The organism is Paraburkholderia sp. GAS32, from assembly GCF_050434225.1.
GTDB lineage: Bacteria > Pseudomonadota > Gammaproteobacteria > Burkholderiales > Burkholderiaceae > Paraburkholderia > Paraburkholderia madseniana.
The window spans coordinates 430,178-447,198 of record NZ_JBNPVS010000001.1; the positions used below are offsets into that span (position 1 = coordinate 430,178).

A 17,021-nucleotide genomic window follows, 5' to 3' on the forward strand; every position below is an offset into this window, starting at 1 on the left:
TATGCACAAAACTGGCTGAGAAAAAATATGGCAGACCCTACGTGACAAGCTATTTTGCGTCATGTAGGATTTTTTCAAACAATTTAACCCAAAGCGGCCGGCGACGGCAGCAGACCACCCCCCACCATCGTTGGATGGGACCGGAGTAAGCGTAAAGCGCTAACTCCGATCGACACAGGAGAGAGAAATGTCGTTGCATGCCCGTGCTTCCCTCGCGCTAGGCAAAGTTGCCGTGGCGCTCGCGTTTGCAGGTATCGCCGTCGCGGCTCACGCCGACACGGTCCGCGTGACGGTCGCGCATTACAGCGATGCGACCGCGCCGTACTTCGAAAAGATGGCCCGTAACTTCGAGAAGGCCAATCCCGGCACCACGATCAAGATCGAAGACGTGAACTGGGACACGCTGCAACAGAAACTGCAAACGGACATCTCCGGCGGCGCCAACGCCGACCTGGCGATTGTCGGTACGCGCTGGCTGCTCGACTTCGTGAAGGACGACGTCGCCGAGTCGCTCGACGGCTACATGGACGCCAGCTTCAAGGGCCGCTTCATCGGCCCATTCCTCGCACCGGGCGAAATCAACGGCAAGGTGTACGGCCTGCCGATCGCCGCGTCTGCACGCGCGCTCTACTACAACAAGGATCTGCTCGCGAAGGTCGGCTATCCCGACGGCCCGAAAACGTGGAATGACGTGATCGATGCGTCGAAGAAACTGAAGGCACAGGGCGTTGCCGGCTTCGGTCTGCAAGGCAAGGAAATCGAAACCGACGTCTACTATTACTACGCCCTGTGGACCAACGGCGGCGACGTCGTCGGCAAGGACGGCAAGGCGGCGTTCAATTCGCCGGCCGGCATCAAGGCGGCCACGCTGTACAAGACCCTGATCGACGACGGCCTGACGCAGCCTGGCGTGACCGGCTACAGCCGCGAAGACGTGCAGAACCTGTTCAAGCAGGGCCGCGTTGCGATGATGATCTCCGCACCGTTCCTCGCCAAGCAGATCAAAAAGGAAGCGCCGAACCTGAAGTACGGCATCGATCCGATCCCGATGGGCACGACGCACGCCACCTATGCGGTGACCGACTCGATCGTGATGTTCAAGAACTCGAAGGTGAAGAAGTCGGCCTGGAAGTTCCTCGACTATCTGTTCACGAAGGAACCGCGCGTCGAGTTCACGACGACCGAAGGCTTCCTGCCGACCACCAAGGCCGAGGCAACCGATCCGGCGTTCAACGATCCGGACACCAAAGCTTTCGTCGCGCTGCTGCCGACGGCTCACTTCGCGCCGACTGTGACCGGTTGGGAAGACACCGCGAAGGCTGTGACCGATTCAATGCAATCGATCTACCTGGGCAAGGCGAAGCCGGCGGACGCGTTGACTGCCGCAGCGACGCAAGCGAACAAGTCGCTCGGTAAGTGATCGCGTAGTCTCGTAGTGATTTGGTGAACACGGAACGCGCGCCGCCGTTGCGAAAGCGGCGCGCGTTTCGGTTGTCATATCCGTAATGCACTATCCGGCCCATCCCGTCGCGTCCGCTTTAATGTGGACGCGTCTTACGATCGAGCACGCATGAGCCGTTCCGCTTCTTCGCGCCTCCAGGCGCCCTGGTTGCTGATTGCGCCGAGTCTGGTGTTGGCGCTTTTCATCATCAGCTATCCGATTTTCAACATCGTGTGGCAATCGCTGCACGAGGTCTCGCGCTTCGGCGCGATCCGCGATTTCACCGGTCTGCAGAACTTCTATACGATTTTCACGGACCCCTCGTTTCTCGCTGCTGCTAAGCGGACGATTGTCTGGACCGTGTTCGTGGTGGGCGGCACGGTACTAATTTCGGTGCCGGTTGCACTGGTGCTGAATCAGGATTTCTATGGACGCGGCGTGGCGCGCACGATTGTGATGCTGCCGTGGTCCGTCTCGCTGACGATGACCGCCGTGGTGTGGCGCTGGGCCTTCAACGATGACTACGGCATGGTCAACGTCACGTTGCAGCGGCTCGGTTTTATCAACGGTCCGATACATTGGCTCGCGACGCCGGAGCTCGCGTTTCCGGTGGAGATCGCGGTTGGCATTCTGGTGTCGATTCCATTTACGGTGACGATTCTGCTGGGCGGGTTGTCGTCGGTGCCGGGTGACATTTATGAAGCGGCGCGGATGGATGGCGCCAGTGCGTGGCAGCAGTTTCGCAAGCTGACGATGCCGCTCTTGCGGCCGTTCATCAACATGACGATTCTGTTGAACGTGATCTACGTGTTCAATTCTTTTCCGATCATCTGGGTGATGACGCAAGGCGGGCCGGACAACGGCACGCATATTCTCGTTACGTATCTCTATGAGCTTGGGTTCCGGCTGGGGCGTCCCGGCGAAGCCGCGGCGGTGTCGCTGATCATGCTCGTCATGCTGTTCGTTTTCTCGATCGCCTATCTGCGTCTGCAGCCCGCGAAAGAAGGAGAGACGTCATGAGTCTCAGCATCAAGATGAAGCGCTCGCTGTGGTGCTGGTTGGCACTTTCGCCGCTGATTGTGGCCGTGCTGTTTCCGTTTGCTGTGATGTTGTTTACTGCTTTGAAGCCGGCTACGGAGATTTTTGTTTATCCGGCGAGGTGGTTGCCGGTGCATTGGCAGTGGAGCAATTTTTCGGATATGTGGGTTGCGGCTAACTTCGGCGTGGCGCTGAGGAATAGTTGCGTGATTAGCTTTTTGTCGACTGCGTTGGCGTTGGCAGTGAGCTTGCCGGCGGCTTATGCGTTGGCCAGGTTTCCGTTTCGTGGGAAAGGGTTGTATTCGCAGTTTCTGCTGGTGACGCAGATGCTGTCGCCGATCTTGCTGGTTGTTGGGTTGTTCCGGCTCGCGGCGATGATTCCCTATGGGGATGGGAATCTGGTTGACTCCAAGATTGGGGTCATCGTTTCTTATGCGGCGTTCAATATCGCGTTTGCGGTTTGGATGTTGTCTTCTTACTTTCAGACTGTGCCAAGGGATCTTGAGGAGTCGGCGTGGCTTGAGGGGTGTGGGAGGACTCGGGCTGTTTTTAAGGTTTTCTTGCCGTTGGCTGTGCCGGCGATTGTTGTTACGGCGATCTTTACGTTCATCAATGCTTGGAATGAGTTTGCGGTTGTTTATACGTTGATTCGGTCGCCGGAGAATAAGACTCTTACCGTGCAGGTTACGGATATGGTGGCTGGGAAGTATGTCGTTGAGTGGCATTTGGTGATGGCCGCTACTCTCTGCGCGACGTTGCCGGTTTCGATAGTGTTTGCTTGGTTGCAGCGGTTTTTGGTGAAGGGGTTGGCGTTGGGGGCGGTGAAGTGAGGATTGGGAGTCAGGGAGGGAAGTTGGCCCGCCGCCGCGCAACCATTCTGAAGAACTAGCTCCGCCTCCCGCCGCCGCTATCTGTGGCACGAATCGTCAAGTCCATTCGAAGTTTGCGGACGGCTGATTCTCGGCCAGAGCGGTCCCTCGTACTTCACCGAATATGACCTACCGCGAATGGCCGGTTTAACGCGCTCTTGACGGGCGCTATCTACCTGAAACGGAGATATATTCTTCTACAAATCGGACGCTCAGTTCCAGTCAGCCCTTGCATCGTGGCGACCTATATCCATTACGGCGCGTCCAGCCCAAGGCGAAAGCAATGAGTTCCGCAATGGCATCGGTAATAGGCTTCGCGGCACAAAAGTGCTCGTCGTGCGAGCGGTTTTTCTTGTGACAAGACGCAAATGCTTCGGCTTGGACTGGCGCTTACCGAGCGGCCACATCTTTCGCCTCTGTCGCCGGTTCCACCGAACGGAATGTCACGTACATCAGGTCCCCGGCCCTACTTCGCTAGCGTGGCGGCCGCTGCTCTCGTCGGCATTCAGAACACACCGAAGATCAACCGATACCGAACGCGGCTCATGAATTCGCGGTAGCTTCTATCCTTGGACAGCACGCGTTCTTCCCGAACGATTCGGCAGATCTGTACGCAGAAGTGCAGCGCGAACACGATGACATTCTGAAGTCCGAAGTTCGGAAGCAGAAAACCGACGTTTCTAATCATGTACCCGACGTACATCGGATGGCGCAAGACGCGATAAGGCCCGCTCACAACAACCCCTCGATTCGCGGGCAGAAGTCCGAATGAGCGCCGCAGCGCGAGCTTCGCCCAAAGCTGGATGACGATGCCGACAATTTGCAATCCGACGGCTACCCCCTCAGGAATAAGATGGATGCCGGGCTCCATCCGAAAAGCGACGTAGTAGAAGGTCCCGGTCACAGACATCACCATGCTGACGGGAGTAAAGTCCCGCTCGCGCGCAACACGTGCGAAGACCACCAGGCCGATGTCCAGGAGTGAGGTGAACAAAAAGAGCAACAGCGTGATTCGCGAAGGGTCCTTCAGAACCTGGAGGATCGCGGAAACGAGAAACACGGAAAGTGCCGACACGGTGCAGACGCGCAACGCAATCTCGATCACCAGTTGTTTGGGCGTCAGCCGCGCGGCAGATGAAGGAAGCGATACGGACGCCGGGGCATCGAGGCTGATCGAGGCGGTGGGCGCGCCTGGCCACCCCAGGTTTTCTTGTTCCATTGGCGTTGCGTGTCGATGTTAGGAAAGGTCGTCGCGCAGCTCGCGAGCCGCGTGCCAGACAGCATCGGGATCACTGCGCGAGGCGCGGTTCAATGTACGCTCCGTAGTTGGGTCCGACGCCGCTCGCAGATGTCGGTATCCTGTAACCCGCGACGAAATGCCCCTGAATGTATTTGTCGCTACCTCCAACCGATGCGTCGACGTAGAACGCGGCGAAAGCGACGATCGGAACATACGCCTTAATGTCGATTTGCGCCGCGACGGGAATGACGATTGTGACGTTCGTCGGCACCGAACTGTACAGCGTCGTTTTCGCGCCGGGTTCGACCCAGATGCTGTCGCCGATGCTCAGCGGCGTTGGATTGCCGTTCGCGATCAGCGAGCGAACGGTCGGCACGTTGTTCGCGTTGATCAGGAATGACGTCCACTGGCCGGCAGAACACGATGCCCCATAGACTTGACCGTTCGTAATGTTGAATTCGTAAGGCTGACCCGTCGATGGGTCGATCATGGGTTGATTGGTCTGCGCGTTCCAGTACTGGTTGAAAATGCACTGGTCCAGCACGACGGGAAACAGGCCGCCCGCGCCGACCGTCCCTGGCGACGCAGCCACGGCTACGGCAGTGGCGCTGCCGGGCGTGCTCAGCAGGTTCAGCAGGCCGCCCAGAAACAGATTGATCGCACCCCCGTTCTGGTTTGCCGCGCGCGTCACAATTACCTGCACTGCGGGCGCATCGTCGAGGCCCGGCGAAATCGTTGTCGGCTGAATGCCGGCTGGGCTGCCCGACAGGTTCCAGTAACCGGTCTGAATCGCGCCCGTCGTCAGCTTCTGCTGATCGGAGCGGTTTAGCGAGACGCTGTTACTTGCTGCGGTTTGCGCCAGAGCCCAGTTCGGCCCGCTAGTGCCGGCAGCCAATAGCGCGGCCGCACCGCTCAGCGCCGCGGCGTCGGCCGCATTTTGCAGTTCATTGCGCACCACGCTGACACGCGCAAGGTCGACTGCGAATGCGCCGAAGCTCAGCAACGCTACGAGGAACAACACGAAGAAGAGCGCCACGGAGCCGCGTTGCCGACTCAGGGGGCGGGATGGCTGAATTCGCGACGGGTTGGCAGTGCGCTTCATCTTCACCCTCACTCGTAATTCATCGCAGTTGTAGCCGTCAGCGTGACCGGGCCGGTCAGTGAACTGAAAGCAGAACCCACAACAAGGCCCTGGTACTGATAAGTCACCGTGACCGTCAATGGACTGCCGGGAGACGTGCCGCCTGACTGATCTACCGTAACGGTGGGTGTTGTAGCCGTGCCTCCAGTGACAAGATTCTGCTGCGTGTAATTCAGCGCGACATTGCTGATCTGGGTAACCGACAACTGGGGAATCCGCACTACCACCCCGGCGCGGGCCGCTTCCCGACTCGCATTGGTAATGACCGCCTTGTCGCACAACAGCAGGCTGACGTCGATAATGCCGAACAGCACCAGCATGAGGAACGGAAACACCAGAACGAATTCGAGCGCGATCACTCCGCGCTCGGCGCCGGCACGCGACCCACGTTGCGCCCGGACGGGGCAACGCGACGGGTTGACGGCGAGCGCGCGCTGATTCATTTCGGCGCCTCTGCGGGCGGCGAAACGCTTGCCGCTGTGGCCTTGCCGTCTGTACGCCGGGTATCTGAAGGATACCCGGCGAGCCTGTCGCGCAGCGATTGATAAAAGCGCAGGTTGTCGTCGGCCGAAGACGGCGGCAGATCGACCAGCAGGATCTTCTTCGCCGCCTCCGCGTTGCCGAGCATCCCGTACGCGAGAGCCAGGTTCTGGCGCGCCTGCAGAGGTGCATCCGGCAGGCCTGCGACGTCGAGCAGAGTGTTGGCGGCCTGACGGGGCTTATTCTCAAGAATGAAAGACAGGCCCAGGTTGATGCGCAAACCCTGTACCTCCGGGTGCGCCGCGAGCGCGCTGCGATAGATTGCCTGCGCGTCCGCGTGGCGGCCCTGAAGGTCGAGCACCGCGCCGAGACCCTCGCACGCCACAGGATCGTCAGGCTGGCTGGCTAGCAGCCCGCGATATAGCGCCGCTGCATCGTCAAGCCGGCGCTGCCGCAACGCCACGCGTGCGAGACCGAGTTGCGCTGCCGGCTTCACCAGGGTCTGCAGCGCGGCGAGCTGGTAAAGCGCTCGGGCTCGCTCGAGGTCGCCGGCCAGGTACATTGCATCGCCCAGACCGAGTTGCGCCTCGGGCGAGTTCGGGTTTGCCGCGAGCGCTTTTTCGAACAGTGTGCTCGCAAGCTCGACATCACCACCTCGCAAAGCACTGTCGGCGACGCGCAGATCGCTCGTTCCGTCGATGTTGCGCGACGACGAGATGGGGCGCGGGTTAAAACTGCCGCCGTTGGCGCAACCCGTCAGCAAAACGACGGCACACGGCAGCGCTATGACGATGGAGCGCAGCAACGTTGGGGAAATTTTCATTTGAAGACCGCTATCAGGCGAATCACAGCCGGGCCGGCCGCTATCAGGCCCACCGTCGGCAGGATGAAGAACATCATTGGCAACGTCATCTTGGTTGCAAGTTTCGCGGCCTTTTCTTCGAGCGTCATCATCTGCGCGGTCCGCTCGGCACGTGACAGCATGCGCAGCGAGTGGGTGATTGGAGTGCCGTACTGTTGCGACTGAATCAGCGTGGTCACGAGCGCGCGCACCGAGGGCAAACCGATTCGCGCCGCCAGGTGGCGCAAGGCGCCCGCACTGTCGCCGCTGACCTGCAGTTCGTCGCCGGTTACGGCAAACTCGTCGGCAAGCGGCGGACAGATCGTCTTCAGTTCTCGTGCGACGCGCTTCACGCCGACCACCAGACTGTTGCCCGCGTTGGTGCAGATCACCAGCAGGTCGAGCGCGTCGGGCAGACACGAAGCTATCGCCTTTTGCCGGCGGCTGATCAGCGTGTTCAGCGCAAGCTCGGGCAGCATCATCCCAACGATGAACACGCCGCCCATCATCAGTGCTCGAAACACAAAATACTCGCCAATGCGTGGCACATACGGACCGAGCACAATTGCCACCAGCGCGAACAACGCGCCGACCAGCAGCTTGAAGCCGATCATCATCGAAACCGCCCGGCGCTCGCGAAATCCGGCCCGGACCAACTGCTCGCCCAGCTGGTTGCGCTGCGCCGCACCGCCCACTGGCACGCGTTCGCCGAGCGATGCAAAGCGCTTCAGCAGGCGTTGCCAAAGGTCCGCTACGTGCTCTTCCGCGCGCAATGGTGGATGCGAGTCCGCGCGCATTGCGGCGATACGCGCGCGATGTGCGATGCGACGGCGGGTGCTGCGCGGCCGCATCAGCGCAAGCAGTAGTCCGCCGCAGAGCAGGAGCACCAGCGCAAGGTCGCGCACGGCATCAGAGTCAATAAAGTTCATCGCGACGTGTCCAGATTCGATATTTTTTGAATCAGCGAAAGACCGATGACAAGTAGCACCGCGGCAAGCGTCAGCATCTTGTGGCCAGCGCGTGTGTGAAACAGCAGGTCGACATACGGCCGGTTGATGACGTACAGGAAGCCCATAATGGCGAAGGGCACCGCGGAAATGATCTTGCTCGCGATTCGGCCCTCCGCGGTCAACGCTCGGGTCTTCAGACGAATGTCCCTGCGGGTGCGAATGATTCCAGACAAGTTCTCCAGCGTTTCCCCCAGATTTCCACCTGTCTCACGTTGCAGCAGCAGACACACTGCAAAGAACGAAAAATCGGCGATCTGCAGGCGTACGACTGCTTTGTCGAGCACTTCTTTCAGGTCCGCACCCAGCCGCAGGCTGTCGCCCATCGTGCGGAAAGTCGAGCGAACCGGTTCCTCGGCCTCCTTGCCAGCGGTGCTGATCGCCTGCACGACCGGGATGCCGGCACGCACCGCCCGGATGATGAGGTCGAGCGTATCGGGAAATACCAGCAGAAACCGCGCGCGGAAACGGGCGATCAGAAAGCGATAGGTGAACCGTATCGCGGCGAGCGACATGCAGGAATAAATAAACAGATGCGACCACCCAGGCAGCGGGGCGAGCCGCACGACGATGAACGCGACCACAGCGCCGGCTATACCACTCGCGCATACGAGACGGATGCCGCCCCCGCCGCTTACCGCCCTGATCCGCTGCACATATTGCTGGAACCACCTCTGGAACGCGCCGTAGTCCTTCGGCCGTTCGAATAATGCGCCGCTCGTGTCTGCTGGCGCAGACTGCTGCCTTGCGGCGCGCACCTGCTGAAGCTCTCTCATGCGCTCCTGAATACGCCGCCGCGGCCGACTGCGTGCGAGATCGCGCAGCGAAGATACGAGCATGCCTGTCAGCACGATCGCGACGAACGCACCGGCGCCGACGATGTCCGCTGGTGTCATGGCCGCATCGCCTCCATCAGGGTCGTCTCGAGGCCGTAGTAGGCAGCGCGTGTCGCGAACACAGGACGCAACGACGACGACTCGAAGGTGCCTTTCACGTCTTCCTGATAGGCGCTGGCATCGTAGCGAAACGCGAACAGATCTTGCGTGATGATCACGTCGCCTTCCATGCCCGCCAGCTCAGTCACGCGGGTAACGCGGCGCACGCCGTCGCGCATGCGTTCGACCTGCAGGATCAGATGTACGGCGCTGGCGATCTGGCGCCTGATCGCCGTAAGCGGCAGGTTCCCGTTCGCCATCATCACCATGCTTTCGAGCCGGGTGATCGCGTCGCGCGGCGTATTCGCGTGAATGGTCGTCATCGAACCGTCGTGACCGGTGTTCATTGCCTGCAGTACGTCGAATGCCTCGGGACCGCGTGTTTCGCCCAGAATGATGCGGTCGGGACGCATCCGCAACGCATTGCGCACGAGATCTCTCTGCGTCACCGCGCCGAGTCCCTCGCTGTTCTCTGGGCGCGTTTCGAGGCTTACGACGTGGGGTTGCTGCAATTGCAGTTCCGCGGCGTCCTCGATAGTCACGACACGTTCGTGTTCGTCAATGTGTTGCGACAGAGCATTGAGCAAAGTCGTCTTGCCCGAACCTGTACCGCCCGAGATGATGATGTTGAGACGGCACGCGCCGGCGATCTTCAGCAAGCGGACCATCTCCGGCGACATGTTGCCTTGCTGGGCCATTCTTGCAAGCGTGATATTGCGCCGTGAGAACTTCCGGATCGAGATCGATGCGCCGCGTAGCGCGATCGGCGGCAGCACGACGTTGACCCGGCTTCCGTCGGCCAGTCGCGCGTCGACCATCGGGCTGCTTTCGTCGACGCGTCGGCCAACCGCAGCTGCAATGCGCTGCGCGACGTTAGTCACATGCGCGTTGTCGCGGAACTTCAGCGACGTCAGTTCAAGCCGGCCATGCCGCTCGGCATAGACCTGATCCGGACCGTTGACGAGGATATCCGTCACCGCATCATCGGCGAGCAGCGGTTCGATGGGGCCGACGCCAAACATGTCGTTGAGGATTTCGCCGACGATCTGGGCCTGCTCGCCAGGCGTGATGTGCAGCTGTTCGCGTATCACCGCGTCGGCAGCGATTTCCTCGATGCCTGCGCGCACCTGGTCGCGCGTTTTCATCAGCGCGGCAGACATGTTCATCGATGCAAAAACTACCGCGCGGATTTTCCTGAAGTTTTCCGAGCGAATCACGGTCTCGTAGCCGTCAGGCGGCGTGCGCGGATGCGGATGCGCAGGCGCCGCGGGCTGCACGGTTTCTGCGTCGGCGAGCGGCAAAGGCTCCGGGATGGGTTTTTTGGCGCCGAACATCAGCCGCTTCTCCGCATTTTGAATAACCGCAGGTGCCAGGGAGCGGGCGCCGGAGACTCACGGCCGGTGAGGCTGTTTGCAACGCGTTCGATAGCGGCGGCAAACCCCAGAGGCTTCCTGCGATCGCCGAGCGGTTCGCCCAGGTTTTCGGCCCGCGCAAGGGGCTTTGGATCGTACGGCAATTCGTGCACGACGGCGCGTCCCAGCGCGCGCTTGAAGTCCAGAGGCTGGACGCGGTCCGCGACGGGTTCGAGCGGATTGTTCAGCAGCACCGAGATCACCGGTTCGCCCGAGCGATCTTCGGTGAAGCGGAGCAGGCGCATGCACTCGCGTGACGCATACACGGAAGGATCCGCCACGATGCAGATGACCTGTGATGCGTCGAGCGCCTCTTCGACGATGCGGCCGCTCCGGGCCGGCAGATCGAGCAGCACATAATGGAAGCGGCGCTTGAGCGTATTGATCAGGTCGGCGAGCGCACCCGGACGCACGGTGAACTCGGTTTCATAGGGAAGCTCTGACGACAGCGTGAAGAGCCGTTCACCGGCTGCCACCACCGCTTGATCGAGTGCCTGCGGATCGATGCTGCGCGTGTCCTGCAACAGATCAGTCAGCCCGTTGCCTCCGGGTAGCCCAAGCGTGGAACCGGCCGCCCCGCCGTGCAGGTTCAGGTCGACGTACACCACATGTCTGAGCGTTTCATCCGTCAGATGTCGCGCGAGCGAGACGGCGATCGTCGTCACACCTACGCCACCTCGTGCGCCAATGAAGCTGATCACCTTGCCGGTGCGTGCCTGGGCGGACGGATCACGAGCCGACAGTGCGCGCAGGAGCAGTTCGACCGTCACAGGCTTGACGAGATAGTCCTGGATCCCAATCTCGAGCAGGCTGCGATACAGACCGACATCGTTGCGATCGCCGATCACAACGACGGCGACCGACGGCGCACACACGTCGGCCAGTCGAGCGAGGTCCGACAATGGCATGTCGGAGCCGGACACGTCGACCAGCAACTGGCGCGGCGGCCGCGTGAGATTCTGCAGCAGACGGATCGCGTCGTCGATGTTGCCGATCTGCGCGTGCGCATTCGATATCGCCTGATCGACAATCAGGCTCTTCACGGCATCGACGCTGGTTGCATCAGAGACAACCGCAAGCAGGTCCGCCGCGTGTGCTGCGGCCGAACTCGCGGGACGAAACATGTCGAGCGCATTCATGAGGGGCGTGTCAGTGTGTCAATGGACTTGTCGTCGACGTGGCGTTCGGCTGCTTCACGCGGCCTTCGTCATAGCGGCGCACCGCGCCTGCGGCCGTCGTTGCGTCGGCGCCGGCGTACGGCAGCGGATCGACGAGATCCTCCGGCCGGGCGAGCATCACCGCGAGATTCGTATACGTCGCGCAGCCGAATGGCATGCTCGCGCGCGCGACGCCCGCATCGACCAGATGCGACGGCTGGACCAGCGTCGCGCAGTCCGGCGCGATCGCGTGGCGGCTGTCGAAGCCGATGACCGATGCATCGGGAAGTCCGAGTGGCGGAGTTGCGGACATGCAGCCGGGCAGCAAAAGCGGCAGCAGTCCAATACCGATCAGTCGAAGGAGCATGGCATGGTTCCCGATAGGTCAATAGACGAAGCCCGCGGCCCCGACGAGGCGCGGCACGTTCCCCGACAGCGGATCGAGCCCGAGCTTGCTCTGCAGCACATACTCGATGTCGCTGCTCGGCCGCACGATGGTGTCGATCGGTTGCCGCAGACGGCCGGGGTCAGCGGGCTGCACGATGTAAGGCGTCACGATGACCACCACTTCGGACTTGTCGTTGAGATAGTTCTTCGACGAGAACAGCTTGCCCAATACCGGAAGCTTGCCCAGGCCCGGCAACTCCGAGAGGACGTCGCTGGTCCTGCTCTGCAGCAGTCCGCCAATGGCGAAGCTTTGTCCACTCGACAATTCGACGGTGGTCTCGACGCGGCGCACGGTGAGCGCGGGCACCTTGATGCTGTCGATCGTCACGCTGTTGGTCGGATCGATCTCGCTGACTTCGGGGCGCACCTTGAGGCTGATCCGGTTATCCGACAGCACCGTGGGCGTGAAATCGAGCGACACGCCATAGGGCTTGAACTCGATCGTGATCGAATTGGTCTGGCCTTGCGGAACCGGGATCGGAAACTCGCCACCTGCGAGGAAACTGGCGGTTTCGCCAGACATCGCGGTGAGGTTCGGTTCCGCGAGCATCGTGATCAAGCCTTCCTGATCGAGCGCGTCGAGCACCCCGTCAATCGCCCATTTGCCGGCGTGGAACGCCCCGAGGACCGAGAATGCGCCGGTTGACGAAAGCGTCGTCGTGGCAGCGGACGCACGGCCGTTGAACAGGCCGCCGATGAAGTTTCCGCTTTGGCCGAGTGCGTTCCAGTTGATGCCCAATTGCTGCGTCACGTTGCGGTCCACTTCGGTGATGCGCACGCGCAGATTGACCTGGATTGGCCGCGTCAACGTCAGCCGGTTAACCAGCGTCTCCTTGTCGTGCAGATACGGTGTAAGGGACTGCATCACGGCGTCCGCGGCCGCCGCGTCGGGCACGCGCCCAGCGACCATCAGCGAACCGGGAGCACCCGTCAGGTTCAGCTGAAAGTGCGGGAAGCGGGCGTCGAGCATACGCTGTATCGAAGGCGTATCCGCACTGACCACGACGGTTTCCCGCAGGATCGTGCGATTGTGGGCGCCGAGCGCGAACAAGGTCGTCGTGCCCGCCTTCTTGCCGAGCACAAATACCGTTTGAGGCGTCGGTACGTGCACGTCCGCGACACCCGGATCGGCGACGAACACCGCGACGGCTGGCTCGGGCAGGTGCAGCATTTCGCCCCCGCCTGCCGCGACCGCCAGCGACGGATCGATGCTCGCAGCGAGCGCGCCATGCATCAGTGCGACCGTCAGTCCGAATCCGGCGATCAACCGCACCTGCACTGCCGAATAGACACGATGCAACATGAATCCTTCCTGTTAATTTCGGGTCTCACCGCCTGGGCAAGCCGAAGGGTCAGCGTTGTGTAGTGGGCTGTTCCGGCAACGGGTTCTGCCCGGCAACCGTCGTCGGCGGGTTCGGCGGCAGTGGTGGCACACCCGCGGCACCGGTACTGCCTTGAAGCCTTGCATCCCCGCCTGCGTCCGATACCTGGGAGCCGCGGTAGACGATCACCGGATGCGGGGCAGCCGGGACCGACCCCGCCGTGCCGTGCGCCGATACGCGTACCGTTGACAGGGCACGCGAGACGTCGCCGGCCCACACGGGTGGTGTTTGCGGCAGCGTCTCATTGCCGGTGACGGGCGGATTGCGATCGCTAGTCGCAAAACTGCGCAGCGCGAGTGACAGCGAACCCAGGTGCGTCGCGACGGCGATCACCTGCGCGGTATGCGGCGTCACCTCGAACGTGACCGTTCGCGCACGCGTATTCGCGTCTGCCGTATCTGCCTTGGGTCGCTGGAAGACCGAACCGACTGCGAGCACGCGAACGCGGTTGACCACCGTCTCGCTTTCCACAGAGCGAGCGGTGTTCTCCGGCGCACGGGCCGGCCCGTCGAGTTGCTGCGTGAGCAGCACGTCGACGTAGTCCCCTGGCTGGATCAGGCCGGCGTTGCCCGAAACGTCGTCGATGGCAACTGAAGTTGCACGCATGCCGGGCTTCAATGCAGCAGCGAGAAATCCCGGCGCATTGGGCGGAATGACATCCGCAGTGCCTAGCGGCGTGCCGGCTGTCACCGCGTGGCGCAGCACATCGCCTTTCAGGTCCGTTGCATCTGCGCTGTCAGCGTCGCTCTTTACAAGCGCACCCTGCTGGAGCTGCTTGTGAGGAACATCTTTCCAGGCGAGGTCGCTGTCGCGCAGCAACATCCCCTCTGGCAGATCAGCGGCTGCGACGCGCACCCGATCCATCGCCGGCGGCCGCGCCTGGCCCGGCTGCGATGCGGCGACGAACAACGCGCGGAAAATGATCGCGCCGACCGAGGCGAGTATCACGAGGATGACGATCTTTAAAATTCTGGGCATGGGCGTGGCGATCGGCTGTCAGATCGGCTACAGAGAGTTCAAGACGGGCAGCCATACGGCCGCGATGCCGCCGAACGCAAGAGGGACGCCGTAGGGCACGCTGCACGGCGAAGCGGGCTGCGTGGATGCTGGCGCGGAATGCGTCGCATGTCTGCGGACGAGACCTATGATCAGCGCTGTCAAGCCGAGAACCAGGCCGCCGGAAGATACGATGAAAAACACCGGCCATGCGTAGGCAGGACCTGCCCACAGGAAAACGGCGGCGGCCAGCTTGACATCGCCTCCGCCCATCCAGCCGCAGCGGAACAAAAGCGCGAACAGTGCAAAGCCGATGGCAGCAGCACCGAGGTGATCCGCGAGCGACGCGATGCTTACTCCAGCAACAGCAGCATCGATCCCGTAAAGACAGGCCACGAGCAATACGGCGCGTGTCGGCAAGCGGCGCGAGCGGATATCGCGCACCGCCAGTGATGCCAATACAAGACAAGCCGCTGATTTCGCCGCGTACAGCATGGGTGGCTTTTCCTTATTTTCCGCTGTGCCCGGGACGCCCGGCGCCCCTTGGGGAAGCCGGGCTGGCCCACTGATCCCGCAATGTCTGGAGATATCGATTAACCGTTCTGTGCGTTCGTAACCTTCGTGACCATGTTCGTGAACAGCGCAGGCAGACCGCCAGCGCCACCGAAAATAGCGCCGGCCGCCACGACCGCAATGACTACGATGCCGGCGAGCACCGCATACTCGAGCGCACTAACGCCGCGCTCGTCGCGCGACAGAGACTTGATAAATTGAAGCATGAGGACTCCGTAGGTGAGTTTGACTTTTGTAAGGATGCCGAAAGAACGAAGCTGCGTTAAAACGCGATGCGACGGGTTTCTGAGTCAATTGTTGAAGGCGCAGACGTGTCAGACCCGGGAGCGAAAAGATCGCATCAGTTTCAGACTCGTCACAAAGGTGAAACGTTTGCGTGCGAGACGGCATGCAGACAACATCCGGATCCTTCAACACTGCTGAGGATAACGATGGCCCCACACCGGCAAACCGAAGAAATGAGGCTAGAAACCCTCGCTATTCAAAGATTTTTTTGATCAGACAAATAGAGGACTGTCATTTCGGCTAGGCCTCGCCATCAAAGTGATCGCAGCATGCAAGGTTGAAAAAGAAACCATTCGTTTCGCGACAGAATGAATTTGCAGTTTCACGTGATTATCAGCGTGCATCCCGCACGATCGCGCCTCGCCATACCGCCGTCGCTCGATCTATAGCGGCCGCTCGTTGCTGGATACCCCTTGCGATGAGACTCGCCAGATCGCTCGCCTGCGTAGCTGTCAACAGGCCGGCAAGCGGGCAGCGATGCTCGACATGGAAGCGTTGAAGGTACGTGAAGGGAAAGCACTGAGCCCGCAGGCCGGACGCTTCCGCCGAGCTGGCCGCTGATGCGCGGCCGTCATACCACGGCGACCCGTCACATACGTCTGTGTCAGGCCTTTCGTGGGGCGCCTTCATGGCGATCCAATACCAGGTTGCGTACTCGGGCTCGGTAGTCGGGGCAGGCGTGGTCGTCGGCGGCCGTAGTCGGAGACAATTTCTATGCGAAGACTAACTACAACTACTGGGCCGACACGAACAACATCGTCGTCCTTCACCCTCAGGCGATTGCGCCCACGGTTCCTTTCAGTCCGGAAGATTGCTGCGACTGGTTCGGTTATACCGGCCCCGACTATGCGCTGAAATCGGGTTCGCAGCTTACTGCGGTCCATGCCATGATCGGCCGGCTGCGCGCGAACCCGTAATCCACAGGCGCGTGCGCGTAGAAAGGTACGGAACGATAAGTTCAATGCCAGACAGAAGAATCTAGACGCGGCGAGATGTGCCATGTTCGCGAGCCGGTTCGCGCCCCGGCGACAGGTTCTAAACGTCCGTATTGGACCGAACCTAAGTCCCCTGTGCGCCGATACAGATCATTCGAGTTTCTCGACAGCCGACGTTCGCGTCCGACTCAATTTCGACGCGCGCGAACGACCGCTTCGGCCGATGAACCGTCATCGACCGCCAAGCCCGGACATTGGCGAAGCCCAGATACGCCTGCGCACTGACTGTGAACGTAGAGACGACTAACCGCGCGCCCTCTGCGACCTCCGAAGTCGCAGCAACGCTCCAACGTCCGCCGACAACCTTATCCAATCAGCCAAACGCAAAGACTTAGCCCGCCTGGTTGAACGCTACGCCGCTACCTTGATTTATAATCATCAAGGCATCGGGAAACACCCGGCGGTCAGGTGTGGAAGCCTGTGATCGTAACCGCACCCCCGCTCAGGCGGGGCGTGCGTCTACCTCTGCACGTCTATATTTCTATGGGCGGGCTGTGGTGGGGGAGCCGCAAGGCTCGCCGGTTCGTTACGATCCCGGTCTTCCAAACCCGCCACGTGCCCGCTCACCTATAAGGACTTCCCCTTTTTAGCAAGCTCGGTTTTCATTCATCCATCGATTGGACTCCGAAGTTGTCAGGGACCCAGCCAGCATTGAGCGGCGAGACAGACTGCACACCTATAAACGGCCTTCTATGAGCAGGAAGTTGTCAAGGCCTTTCACGACCTGACTCACGAATCATCGACCAGGTCCTTCGGGCGGGTCCAGTTCGGAAGCGCCGTAG

General features: G+C 61.1%; 16 protein-coding genes. 3 read left to right on the top strand and 13 right to left on the bottom strand.

Annotated elements, in window-relative coordinates; genetic code table 11:
- Nucleotides 1-187 precede the first annotated feature (187 nt).
- From P3T25_RS01950 to P3T25_RS01960, 3 genes are all read left to right on the top strand, one after another.
- Entirely contained in the window at nucleotides 188-1,420 is a 1,233-nt protein-coding gene (locus P3T25_RS01950; RefSeq protein WP_154562353.1) for an ABC transporter substrate-binding protein, read from the top strand.
- A gap of 150 nt (nucleotides 1,421-1,570) precedes the next feature.
- Entirely contained in the window at nucleotides 1,571-2,461 is an 891-nt protein-coding gene (locus P3T25_RS01955; RefSeq protein WP_154562351.1) for a carbohydrate ABC transporter permease, read from the top strand.
- Nucleotides 2,458-3,309, top strand: coding sequence for a carbohydrate ABC transporter permease (locus tag P3T25_RS01960; protein WP_154562349.1), 852 nt, complete (start codon nucleotides 2,458-2,460; stop codon nucleotides 3,307-3,309). The genes P3T25_RS01955 and P3T25_RS01960 overlap by 4 nt, the downstream gene beginning before the upstream one ends.
- Nucleotides 3,310-3,853: 544 nt before the next feature.
- On the opposite strand, the gene P3T25_RS01965 is transcribed toward P3T25_RS01960, so the two are convergent.
- The 13 genes from P3T25_RS01965 to P3T25_RS02025 form a co-directional block, all read right to left on the bottom strand.
- Nucleotides 3,854-4,567: a methyltransferase family protein gene (locus P3T25_RS01965; RefSeq protein ID WP_233464937.1), complete on the bottom strand. Its 714-nt coding sequence runs from the start codon at nucleotides 4,565-4,567 to the stop codon at nucleotides 3,854-3,856.
- A 70-nt stretch (nucleotides 4,568-4,637) separates the two neighbouring features.
- Nucleotides 4,638-5,690 carry a pilus assembly protein TadG-related protein gene (locus P3T25_RS01970; RefSeq protein ID WP_154562307.1) on the bottom strand — a complete coding sequence of 351 codons (1,053 nt, stop codon included), beginning with the start codon at nucleotides 5,688-5,690 and terminating at the stop codon, nucleotides 4,638-4,640.
- A gap of 8 nt (nucleotides 5,691-5,698) precedes the next feature.
- Nucleotides 5,699-6,172: a TadE/TadG family type IV pilus assembly protein gene (locus P3T25_RS01975; protein ID WP_154562309.1), complete on the bottom strand. Its 474-nt coding sequence runs from the start codon at nucleotides 6,170-6,172 to the stop codon at nucleotides 5,699-5,701.
- Entirely contained in the window at nucleotides 6,169-7,032 is an 864-nt protein-coding gene (locus tag P3T25_RS01980) for a tetratricopeptide repeat protein (RefSeq protein ID WP_154562311.1), read from the bottom strand. Before P3T25_RS01980 ends, P3T25_RS01975 begins: the two co-directional genes overlap by 4 nt.
- Entirely contained in the window at nucleotides 7,029-7,979 is a 951-nt protein-coding gene (locus P3T25_RS01985; RefSeq protein WP_154562313.1) for a type II secretion system F family protein, read from the bottom strand. Before P3T25_RS01985 ends, P3T25_RS01980 begins: the two co-directional genes overlap by 4 nt.
- Nucleotides 7,976-8,953, bottom strand: a complete 978-nt coding sequence (locus P3T25_RS01990; protein ID WP_154562315.1) for a type II secretion system F family protein — start codon at nucleotides 8,951-8,953, stop codon at nucleotides 7,976-7,978. Before P3T25_RS01990 ends, P3T25_RS01985 begins: the two co-directional genes overlap by 4 nt.
- Entirely contained in the window at nucleotides 8,950-10,326 is a 1,377-nt protein-coding gene (locus P3T25_RS01995) for a CpaF family protein (RefSeq protein WP_429357342.1), read from the bottom strand. The genes P3T25_RS01990 and P3T25_RS01995 overlap by 4 nt, the downstream gene beginning before the upstream one ends.
- Nucleotides 10,326-11,543: an AAA family ATPase gene (locus P3T25_RS02000; RefSeq protein ID WP_154562319.1), complete on the bottom strand. Its 1,218-nt coding sequence runs from the start codon at nucleotides 11,541-11,543 to the stop codon at nucleotides 10,326-10,328. Before P3T25_RS02000 ends, P3T25_RS01995 begins: the two co-directional genes overlap by 1 nt.
- Nucleotides 11,544-11,553: 10 nt before the next feature.
- Nucleotides 11,554-11,928: a CpaD family pilus assembly lipoprotein gene (locus P3T25_RS02005; protein WP_154562321.1), complete on the bottom strand. Its 375-nt coding sequence runs from the start codon at nucleotides 11,926-11,928 to the stop codon at nucleotides 11,554-11,556.
- Between the two features lie 18 nt (nucleotides 11,929-11,946).
- Complete coding sequence (locus P3T25_RS02010; protein WP_154562407.1) at nucleotides 11,947-13,242, bottom strand: type II and III secretion system protein family protein; 1,296 nt, start codon at nucleotides 13,240-13,242, stop codon at nucleotides 11,947-11,949.
- A 118-nt stretch (nucleotides 13,243-13,360) separates the two neighbouring features.
- Nucleotides 13,361-14,368: a Flp pilus assembly protein CpaB gene (gene cpaB, locus P3T25_RS02015; RefSeq protein ID WP_154562323.1), complete on the bottom strand. Its 1,008-nt coding sequence runs from the start codon at nucleotides 14,366-14,368 to the stop codon at nucleotides 13,361-13,363.
- Nucleotides 14,369-14,395: 27 nt separating this feature from the next.
- On the bottom strand, nucleotides 14,396-14,881 hold the full coding sequence (locus P3T25_RS02020; protein ID WP_154562325.1) for an A24 family peptidase: 486 nt from the start codon (nucleotides 14,879-14,881) through the stop codon (nucleotides 14,396-14,398).
- Between the two features lie 98 nt (nucleotides 14,882-14,979).
- Nucleotides 14,980-15,165: a Flp family type IVb pilin gene (locus P3T25_RS02025; RefSeq protein WP_154562327.1), complete on the bottom strand. Its 186-nt coding sequence runs from the start codon at nucleotides 15,163-15,165 to the stop codon at nucleotides 14,980-14,982.
- Nucleotides 15,166-17,021 lie beyond the last annotated feature (1,856 nt).